Annotated in this window: 7 protein-coding genes; 5 read left to right on the top strand and 2 right to left on the bottom strand. The window is 71.3% G+C overall.

Annotation, left to right across the window (positions count from 1 at the left end; translation table 11 throughout):
- The first annotated feature begins 266 nt into the window (after positions 1-266).
- Complete coding sequence (locus ACWGJO_RS39655; protein WP_452190559.1) at positions 267-815, top strand: SixA phosphatase family protein; 549 nt, start codon at positions 267-269, stop codon at positions 813-815.
- A 1155-nt stretch (positions 816-1970) separates the two neighbouring features.
- Positions 1971-4550 (top strand): collagenase, encoded by a 2580-nt coding sequence (locus ACWGJO_RS39650; RefSeq protein ID WP_452190558.1) that lies wholly within the window; start codon positions 1971-1973, stop codon positions 4548-4550.
- Between the two features lie 147 nt (positions 4551-4697).
- Here the strand turns inward: ACWGJO_RS39650 and ACWGJO_RS39645 are convergent, their stop codons facing one another.
- Together ACWGJO_RS39645 and ACWGJO_RS39640 are read right to left on the bottom strand one after the other, a co-directional pair.
- Positions 4698-5342 carry a response regulator transcription factor gene (locus ACWGJO_RS39645; protein ID WP_452190556.1) on the bottom strand — a complete coding sequence of 215 codons (645 nt, stop codon included), beginning with the start codon at positions 5340-5342 and terminating at the stop codon, positions 4698-4700.
- Complete coding sequence (locus tag ACWGJO_RS39640) at positions 5330-6499, bottom strand: histidine kinase (protein WP_452190554.1); 1170 nt, start codon at positions 6497-6499, stop codon at positions 5330-5332. The genes ACWGJO_RS39645 and ACWGJO_RS39640 overlap by 13 nt, the downstream gene beginning before the upstream one ends.
- Positions 6500-6691: 192 nt before the next feature.
- On the opposite strand from ACWGJO_RS39640, the gene ACWGJO_RS39635 reads away from it, so the two are divergent.
- The 3 genes from ACWGJO_RS39635 to ACWGJO_RS39625 all read left to right on the top strand — a co-directional run bounded on the left by ACWGJO_RS39635 (position 6692) and on the right by ACWGJO_RS39625 (position 10183).
- Positions 6692-7846, top strand: coding sequence for a serine hydrolase domain-containing protein (locus ACWGJO_RS39635; protein WP_452190552.1), 1155 nt, complete (start codon positions 6692-6694; stop codon positions 7844-7846).
- Between the two features lie 150 nt (positions 7847-7996).
- Positions 7997-9304 carry a M64 family metallopeptidase gene (locus tag ACWGJO_RS39630; protein ID WP_452190550.1) on the top strand — a complete coding sequence of 436 codons (1308 nt, stop codon included), beginning with the start codon at positions 7997-7999 and terminating at the stop codon, positions 9302-9304.
- A 276-nt stretch (positions 9305-9580) separates the two neighbouring features.
- Positions 9581-10183, top strand: a complete 603-nt coding sequence (locus ACWGJO_RS39625; protein WP_452190548.1) for a hypothetical protein — start codon at positions 9581-9583, stop codon at positions 10181-10183.
- The last annotated feature ends 80 nt before the right edge of the window (positions 10184-10263 follow it).

Below are 10263 nucleotides of genomic sequence, written 5' to 3'. Positions count from 1 at the left end.
TACCAAACCACCACCCACACCAACCCCTAACACCACACACCCGGCAGCACCGGCAGCACCCGGCCACCAACCACCAACAGCACCCCGGCCACCACACCGGGCGATCTTGGTCGGCAGGGCGTCCCGGTGCGTGGTGATCTTGTTCTGGCTGACCTGGGGAAGCGCGTGGCTCCGCTGCTGCCACCCGCGCCGGGTAGTGTCCGGATACAAAGGATCAAGTGATTCCGCCGAGCCGCAACAGGGCCCGCGGACATGGGGAGGTCGACGTGATCGTGGGTACCGGCCGGAGGCTCGTCCTGATTCGTCATGCGCAGGCCGAACGGGAGACGGCGGTCGACAAGGAACGGCGTCTCGACGAGCGGGGGCGGGAGGAGGCGTCCCGGACCGGACGGTGGCTCGCGGGTTCCGGCATCACGCCCGATCTCGCGCGGGTGTCCGGCGCCCGCCGGACCAGGGAGACCTGGGAACGCGTGGGCGCCGCGTTGCCGCGACTCTCCGAGACGGTCCACGAGCAGGGGCTCTACGACCTCAGTGTGGAGATCCATCGGGGGGAAGCGGGAATCGGCGAGCTGGTCGCGATGGTGCGGGCGAGTTCGGACGACGTGGGCGATCTGGTCGTCGTCGGACACAATCCGAGCCTGCCCGAGCTGGTCCGGCTCCTCGTCGGTACGGCCGACGGCGACCTCTCGCGGCGGGTGGAAGAGTCCGGGTTCCCGACCGCCTCCGCGGCCGTCCTCGAATTCGACGGTTCCTGGCAGAGGATCGGGCCCGGAACAGCGAGGATCACCGCGTTCTGGACACCCTCACAGGGTTGAGACGGTGCACCTCGGGGCGTCGGCGCGTCCGACCCCCAAGCGCCACCACCATGGCCGGCCCCACCGGCGACTGAAGGTGTACCGATTCCAGACTGCCCGGCGACATCATCGCCGAACACAGGACCTATGACTCGACTCATCCTGAAACGATCACTTGGTCGGTGTCCGACACTGATCCGGCGGCCCGGGGAGGGCGATGCGGCTGATGAGTCCGTCGTCGACGAACTCGAAGGGCTCCTCGTGTTCCGCGGGGTCGTGCCGCTGCAGAAATACGGTGAGCGCAACGGCTGGGAGCCGATCCAGGGGCGAAGGTGCTCTCGCTCCGGGCGTCGTACGGCGGCGGATCGAGCATCCTGAACTCGGCGAGGAGACGGCGGCCGCGCGTGGCCCGGGCACCGGCTGACCGGTTCCACGGGGCTTCAGCGGTCACGCGGATCGACTGCCGCCGACACCGGCGGCAGGGTGAGTTCCGACAACATGGCCGTCCCGTTGCTGCCCTCACGGGTCGGCGAGGGCGGCGACGGTCGTCGGAAACCGGGTGCGGCGGCGATACCGCGAGTTCGTGCATCCGCCGGGGAGGCGTCCGCTGTACCCGCGGGAGTCGTCCTGCTCGTGCTCGGGGTGTTCCTTCGAGGACGTCAGGCACGTACGTGACGTGCTGGAGGAGGTCCTGGAGAGACTGCCGGCGCCGGCGCGCGCCGAGCTCGGCCGACTCGTGAAGCCGCTGGATGCGGTGTTCCTGCGCCGTACTCTCCCCGACCCGTTTCGCTCACCGGCGCCGGTGGCGCACGGAGTTCTGGTGGTATCGCCGTCTGGCCGAGCGGTCGGAGTGGGGGTGAAGGGGCCCGCCGCCCGGTGGGGGCGGAGATCGGCCACTCCGGGTGGACCGTCGGCCCGGGCGGCCTCGGGCAAATCTGCCGGCTCGTGACCTGCCGGGCCTCCGGCGCCCATCCTCCGTGCCGCCCCGGCCGCGACAGTTGCAGGTCAGCCACGTGTCGGGGCGTGGTGGGCGCGAGGTGGCTGAAAATCGTGTGCCATATAACCTGTGACATTGTTCTGATGGCCGGTCAGTGACAGGATCCACGCCAATCTCCTCATCTCCTTCACTCAGTCCGACCCCACGTCGGGCTGCCCCCACTCGAAGAAGGACTCGGCGTGCTCCTGCGCACAAGACTCTCCACGCTCGCGGCCGGCGTCGTCGCCTGTTGTGCCACGGCCACCGCCGTGCTGCCGGCCCAGGCCTTCGCGGCGCCCGCCGCCCCGGCCCTGACCGCGGCCGCCACGACCACGACCGACCCGAACGCACCCGCAGCACCCGCCGCGCCCACGGCCGGCGCGACGACAGGCTCCGAGGAGCCCGCCGCACCCGCGGCCCCGCTGCCCCCGGCGCTGATCGGCGAGCGACTCATGGGCGGGCCGGCCACCACGGCGGCCACGGCCGCGACGGCCGCCCCCGTCGCGCCCAAGACCCTTGCCCCGCAGGCCCTGTCCGGCGCGGACGCGGCCGCTGCCGCCGCGCAGGCCTGCACCCCGGCCGACTTCGCCGCCCGCACCGGGGCCGACCTGGTCGCGTTCATCAAGAGCTCGACCCCGGAGTGCATCCGGGGTCTGTACAGCAGCGGTGGCGCCGACCCGAGCATCTTCCGGCAGTCCCGGATGCTGTCCGTCGCGGCCGCCTTCAAGGACCTGGCGGCCGGCTACACCGGCGACAACTCGGCCGGCATCCAGCAACTGGCGCTCTACCTGCAGGTGGGCTACTACATCCAGTTCTACTACCCCGACGCGACCGGCCCGTACACCGGCGAGCTCACCACCGCCGTCCGGGCCGCCCTGGACGCGTTCTTCGCCGGCGCCCGCTGGCACGACGTCACCGAGAGCAACGGCATCGTGCTCAGGGACATGGTGTGGCTCACCGACAGCGCCAACGTCCAGGCCGGCTACCTGGGCGTCTACAAGCGGATACTGGACGACTACAACAACTCCTACAACGCCGTCCCGAAGATGGTCGGCGCGGTCAACTCCGTGCTGCAGTACCCGCTCTGGCGGGGCAACTCGAACCAGGACTTCGTCAGGGCGGTCGCCGCCGACCCGAGCCTCGCCGTCTCCCTCGCCGACTTCGCGATCAACCACAAGGACCTGATCGGCGGGCCCAACGAGGTCCTCGACACCAACGCGGGCAACGACCTGGCCCGGATGGCCGGGAGCGGCCCCGCCGTCGAGGCCGTGGTCAAGCCGCTGGTCAGGAAGGTGCTGGACGCCGCACCGCTGCTGACGCCGGCGGCGCCGCTGTACGTGCACACGGCCGTCCAGGCCGCGTACTACAACAGCGGCCAGTGCTCGTACTACGACATCTGCAACCTGCCCGCCAAGCTCACCTCGGTGGTCCTGCCGCACCAACTGGTCTGCGACAACCGGACCATCCAGGCCCAGGCGCTGTCGGCCGAGGAACTGGCCACCGTCTGCGCCAGCCTGCGCAACCAGGACGCCTTCTTCCACGGCGTGGTCAAGGACAACGGGCCGATCCCGAACCAGTACGCCAAGAACGTCACCTTCGGGATCTTCGCCAACAAGACCGACTACACCACCTACTCGTGGGCGATCTTCGGCAACGACACCGACAACGGCGGCCAGACCGTCATGGACGCGACCGACCCGAACAAGCCGGCCGTGACCGTGATGTACCAGAAGACCTGGAACAACAACGACCCGGCCCGGGTGTGGAACCTCAACCACGAGTACACCCACTACCTCGACAGCATTTACGACCTCAAGGGCAACTACCGCACCCAGATGTCCGTCCCGGACATCTGGTGGGTCGAGGGCCTCGCCGAGTACGTCTCGCACAGCTACCGCGGCGCCACCGACACCGACGCGATGGCCCAGGCCGCCAAGCACACCTACAAGCTCAGCACCCTCTTCCAGAGCACCCCCGGCAACTCGGACTCGACCCGCGTCTACCCGTGGGGCTACCTGGCCACCCGGTACATGGTGGAGAAGCACCCGGCCGACGTCCAGGCCATGCTGGCCCGGTTCCGCGTCGGTGACTACCCCGGCGGCTACGCGGTCTACAACAGCCTCGGCACCTCCTACGACGCCGACTTCGATGCCTGGCTCGACGCCTGCGCCGGCGGCGCCTGCTACAACCCCGGCCCGACCGCCCTGTTCGACACCTCGGTGAACGGCGCGACCGTCAGCGTGAACGACCGGTCGGTGCAGACCGGTTCCGGCCGGATCACCGCCTGGCACTGGACCTTCGGCGACGGCACCTCCTCGGACGAGCGCAACCCGAGCCACACCTACTCGGCGGCCGGCAGCTACACCGTCGCCCTGACCACCACCGACGACACCGGCCGGATCTCCACCACCCCGGCCACCGTCACCGTGACCGCCGCCCCGGTCGTCCTGCCGGCCTGCACCGAGCAGCGCGCCGACGCGATGGGCCGGAACTGCTCCCGCGGCGGCCGCGCCGCGACCGCCGGCAACCTCGACTACCTGTACGTCTACCTGCCGGCCGGAACGACCACGCTGAAGGTCACCACCTCCGGCGGCACCGGTACCGCGCACCTCTACTACAACGCGGACACCTGGGCCTCGCCGAAGGCCTTCACCGCCTCCTCCACCGGCACCGGCACCACCCAGTCCCTCACCGTCACCAACCCCACCGCCGGCTACCGCTACCTCAGCCTGTACGCCGTCACCGACTTCAGTGGCGTCACGGTCAGCACCCAGTTCTGACCCCGACCCACACCTGAGCGGAGCGCTCGGCCGGGCTTCCCGGCCGGGCGTTCCGCGTGCGCGTTCCGGATGGGCGTTCCACCGGGCCGACGGCCGGGCCGACGTGCGGGACGGCGTGCGGGACGACCGGCCGGGCGTGCGGGCTCCTCAGCGGCGGCTGAGGTAGGTGAGGACGGCGAGGACGCGGCGGTGTCCGCTGTCGGCCGGCGAGAGGCCGAGCTTGGCGAAGATGTGGCCGATGTGCTTGTGGACGGCGTTGTCGGTGATGACGAGCCGGTTGGCGATGGTGGTGTTGTCCTTTCCTTCGGCCATCAGGGCGAGGACCTCGCGTTCGCGCGGCGTGAGGGCGGCGATCGGGTCGCGGGCGGGCCGGGTGAGGAGCTGGCCGATCACCTCGGGGTCCATGACGGTGCCGCCGGCGGCGACCCGCCGCAGTGCGTCGGTGAACTCGCTCACCCGGCTCACCCGGTCCTTGAGGAGGTAGCCGACGCCGCCGCGGCCGTCGGAGATCAGCTCGCCGGCGTACTGCTGCTCGACGTACTGGGAGAGGACGAGCACGGGCAGGCCGGGGTGCAGGCGGCGGGCGCGGATCGCGGCGTGGATGCCTTCGTCGCGGAAGCCGGGCGGCAGCCGTACGTCGACGATGGCGACGTCCGGGCGGTGTTCGGTGACGGCGGCGACGAAGCCGGGGGCGTCCGGGGTGATCGCGGCGACCTCGAAGCCCGTGGCGGTCAGCAGGAGTTCCAGCCCGTTGGCCAGCAGGACGTTGTCCTCGGCGATCACGACGCGCACGGCAGGCTCACGGTGATCGTGGTCGGGCCACCGCCGGGGCTGTGGAGATGGACGGTGCCGTCGAGCGCCAGGACGCGGTGGCGGATTCCGGTGATGCCGGTGCCCAGCGTCTCGTCGGCGCCGCCGACGCCGTCGTCGGTGACCTCGATCGCCAGCCGGTCGCCCTCGCGTGCGACGCGGACGGCGATCCGGGTGGCCCGGCTGTGCTTGGCGGCGTTGGTGAGCGCCTCGGCGATCGTGAAGTAGGCGACGGCCTCGACCGCGGCGGGGACCGTGTCGAGGTCGCCGGAGCCACCGGAGCCGATGTCGAGGGTGGTCTCGATCGCCGATCGGGAGGCCACCGCGGTCAGCGCCCCGGCGAGGCCGCGGTCGGCGAGGATCGGCGGGTAGATCGTCCGGATCACCGCCCTCAGCTCCGTCATGGCCTCCTCCGTGTTCTCGTGCGCCTCCTCCAGGAGCCCGGCCACCAGCCGGGGGTCGTCGCTCAGCAGCTCACGGGCCACGCCAAGCCGCATCGCGATGGCCACCAGCCGGGCCTGGGTGCCGTCGTGCAGGTCGCGCTCGATCCGGCGGAGTTCCGCACCGTGCGCGTTCATGGCGTGTGCCCGCGTCTCGGTCAGTGTCTCCACCCGCTGTGCCAGCCGCGCGGCGGTCGAGGGGGACAGCAGCGCAACGCAGGTCCGGGCGTGCAGGCGGGCCAGCCGGGGAGCCAGCCAGTAGGTCAGGGCCGCGAAGGCGACGGCTTGTGCGGTCCCGAGGGTCAGCGCCGTGCCCCACCCGGTCAGGGGGACACCGGCGGCGAAGCCGCCCGCGCGGGTGCCGGCGGGCAGCGCCCACCACAGGGGCACCGTGACGGCCGTGGTTACGGCGTTGCCCGCGCACAGCAGCAGGACGAGGCCGAACGCCAGGGCTGTCACGGTGCAGGCGCAGAGCCAGCCGAGGACCCGCCACGGGCCGCCCCGGACCGGGCCGGAGCGCGGAGAGCCCAACAGCCGGTCGGCGCGGCGGCGATGCCAGGACGCCCAGGAGCGGGCCGTGACCGGGACGGCGAGTACGGGCAGCGCCAGCACGGCGGCCGCAGCGGTGAACAGGCTCCCCAACAGGTAGCCCAGACCGCGCCACATCTCCGAAAGCCGACCGGCCCCATGGTGCTTCATTCGCACCAGTCTGGCCCATGGGGCCGGGCCGGGCATTACAGCCCACTACCCTCTTTTCTGACGGGTGAGCGGTATCGTCCGGTTCCCCACCCGGACCTAGCGTCAACGCCCATGACGACTTCACCGATTCGTGCCCCGCGGCGGCATCACCGATCCGTCCGACGGAACGTCACGCTGGCCGCCGTCGCGGCCGTGACCCTTTCCACCGGTGCGCCCTCAGCGCCGGCCTCCCCGCAGCACGACGACCGGCTCCGGATCCGGCTCCAGCGCGACGCCGACGCGCTCATCGCGGTCGGCGCCACCGGAGTCCAGGCCCGCGTGGTCACCTCCGACGGCCGGAACCTGACCGCCGCCGGCGGCGTCGCCGATCTGACGGAACGCCGGCCGGTGCCCCGGAACGGCTACTTCAGGATCGCCAGCATCACCAAGACGTTCGTAGCCACCGTGACCCTGCAGCTCGCCGGCGAGAACAGGCTCTCCCTGGACGACCCGGTCGATCGGTGGCTGCCCGGCGTGGTGTCCGGAAACGGCAACGACGGTCGCGCGATCACTGTCCGCCAGCTGCTCCAGCACACCAGCGGCATCCATGACGACTACCCGGACTACACCTCGGCGGAGGACTTCCAGCAGCACCGGTCGGATGCGTACACACCCGAGCAGATCGTCGCCCGGGCGATGGCCCACCGCCCGGACTTCGACCCCGACACGGGCTGGAACTACAGCAACACCGGTTACGTCCTGCTCGGGATGATCATCGAGCAGCTCACCGGGCACCCCTGGCACGAGGAGGTCAGGGACCGGATCGTCCGGCCGCTGGGCCTCGATCACACCTTCCACCCGGGCACGTCCCCCGCCCTGCCCCGGCCGCACGCCGAGACCTACCAGAGGTTCGCGGCCGGCGAGCCGTTCGTGGACGTCACCGAGCAGATCGGCTCCGGCACCAACGGCGAGGCCGGGCTCGTCTCCACCACCGCCGACCTCGACCGGTTCTTCGGCGCCCTGCTCGGCGGCCGGCTCCTGGCACCGGCGCAGCTGGCGGAGATGACCCGGACCGTCGAGGTCAGCGAGAAGTTCGAGCGGTTCATGCCGGGTGCCCGGGCCGGACTGGGGATCTTCTCGCGTCGACTGTCCTGCGGCGGGGAGTACTGGGGCCACGAGGGCGGTGACGCCGGGTGGATCAGCACCACCGGCGTCACCGCCGAGGGCCGGCGCGGCGTCACGGTCTCGCTGTCGGGCGTCCAGGCCGCCACCGACGGGGACGTCCTGCGGGTGGCGGAGGCGGAGAACAGGCTGGTCGACGACGCACTGTGCACGACTCCGAAGGCGGGCGGCCGCCAAGAGCGGTGAGCCCCGCCGCGCGACGGCCCCCGGTCCGGCGGGTGGATCTGGCCGACCGTGTCGAAGAGGAGGTCGTCGGCATCCGGCATGACAAATGATTGTCAGGTTATCGACATGGGAAGGGGGCTGGCCACAGACCGCACCTCCGGAAGGACACCCGTGCACCGCACCACCCTCAGGACCACCACCGCCCTGCTCGCCACCGTACTCGCCGGAACGGTGCTGGGGGCCGCACCGGCCTGGAGCCGCCCCGCGGACGGCACCCCGCCGACCCGTCAGGTGGAGGTGTTCGCGGAGGACGGCGGCATCTCCCGCGCCCAGGCCCCGGCCGCCTCCCCCTACCTCGCCGGCCACCCCCAGGGCCTGGCACCCGTGCAGGGGGACGGCGAGGTCACGGCACTGGTCCACAACGGCGAACCGGCCACCAAGCTGGACGTGGTGGTGATCGGCGACGGGTACACGGCGCAGGAGCAGGACAAGTTCCGTGCGGACGCGGACCAGAAGTGGCGCGAGATGACCTCCGTCGAGCCCTACGCCACCTACCGCTCACTGTTCAACGTCTGGACGGTGAACACCGTTTCCCCCGAGTCGGGCGTGACCGGGGACCCGGACCGGGCGACGGTGCGGCACACCGCGCTGGGATCGTACTTCTGGTGCGACGGCGTGGAGCGGCTGCTCTGCGTGGACGAGAAGGCCGTCGAGTCGTACGCGGCGAAGGCCCCGCAGGCGGACCTGGTGCTCGTGGTGGCCAACACCGCCAAGTACGGCGGCGCCGGCTACAACGACGTCAAGTCCTCGGTCGGCTACGAGGGCATCGCCACCGTGGCGGGCAGCAATGCGAAGTCCGGGCAGATCGCGGTGCACGAGACCGGGCACTCGCTGGGCAAGCTGGCCGACGAGTATGCCTACGACGGCCAGGGGACGTACCAGGGCGACGAACCCGCCGAGGCCAACATCAGCACCCTGACCGCCGACCGGATGCGCGGCCAGGGCACCAAGTGGTCACGCTGGCTGGGACAGGCCTCACCGGACGGCGGCACGGTCGGCACCTACGAGGGCGGCGGCTACTACCCCACCGGGCTCTACCGGCCGACCGAGAACTCGATCATGCGCTCGCTCGGACGCGAGTTCAACCTGCCCGGGCGTGAAGCGATGATCGCGGGCTTCTACCGCCACGCCACCCCGCTCACCAGCCCCACCCCCGGCGGCAGTCGGCTCACCCCCGCGGACCGCCTCACCGTCGACCTGCCGGTGCCCGCCACCCGGCTCCGCTGGTACCTGGACGGGCGCGAGCTGCCCCGGCTGGGCGGCCGCACCGCGCTGGACCTGGCCGAGCTCAAGCTGACCGGGCCGCGCTCCCGGCCGCACACCCTCACCGCCGTCGCCACCGACCCGACCCCGGCCGTCGCGGACCCGGCGCTGCGCGCGAAGCTGACCGCGAGCCTGTCCTGGGTGGTCACGCGCTGAGACGAGTCCTGGCGTGCCGTTCGACCGGACCGGCACCCGACGGAACCCCGCCCCGGCCCCTGGAACTCAAGGGGTCGGGGCAGGGTTCCGGGCGGGGCGGGGTTCCGGTCAGGGCTTCACAACATCCACCCGAGTTGAGCGGTTCGTGAGGCAGCCGTGACGACGCCGTGCTAAAACCTTCGGCGGGCCGCAACTCCCGTTGTCGGCCCGCACGGTACCGCATGTCCCGTTGTTCCCGCGCCGGGCCCCGTGTCCGGCCACGACCCTGGGAGAACCATGCCCACCGCACACGCGCACACCCGCTTCGCCCGCCTGCTCCTCGCCGCACTGGCCGCCCTCGCCCTCCTGCTCTCGGGCGCGGTCGCCGCGACCCCCGCGAAGGCCAGCACCACCAGCCTCGACGGCTCCTGGGCCTGCGAGGTCCCGGCCGGGTACGTCTACGACCAGGTGTCGATGAACCGCAGCTGCAGCGGCGGCGGCAGCTGGAACTCGCCGCAGTTCCACCTGCGGACCCCCTACGACGGCCTGACGGCCTGTCGGAGCACGCCCGGCTTCGTCTACGACAACATCACCTGGGGTCTCGCCTGCAGCCAGATCAGCGGCGTGCAGTCCAACCAGTACCACCTGCGCAAGCCGGTCGACGGCCTGGTCGCCTGCATGGGCACCCCGGAGTTCACCTACGACTACCTCGTCTGGGGCACCGCCTGCAACCTCACCACGGGCGGCGGCCAGTCCAACGCCTTCCACCTCCGCAAGCCGTACAGCGGCCTCTGGGCCTGTGACGTCCCCTACGGCTTCACGTACAGCACGACCACCCAGAACACCGACTGCAGCACCTACCGGAACACCCCGTCCACCAAGTTCCTGCTGCTCGGCTGACCGGTCCCGCTCACAAGGAAGGGAGCAGGAAGTCGGCCGGGCCGACTTCCTGCTCCCTTCCCAGTCTCTTATAAACAACA

Source organism: Kitasatospora sp. NPDC054795, from assembly GCF_053611565.1.
Note: the sequence above shows the minus strand (reverse complement) of the source record. Positions and strands in the feature narration are given on the sequence as shown.

Coding starts and splice junctions, on each gene's coding strand:
- ACWGJO_RS39640 (WP_452190554.1), bottom strand. CDS start 6,499: ATGAAGCACCATGGGGCCGGTCGGCTTTCGGAGATGTGGCGCGGTCTG.
- ACWGJO_RS39625 (WP_452190548.1), top strand. CDS start 9,581: ATGCCCACCGCACACGCGCACACCCGCTTCGCCCGCCTGCTCCTCGCC.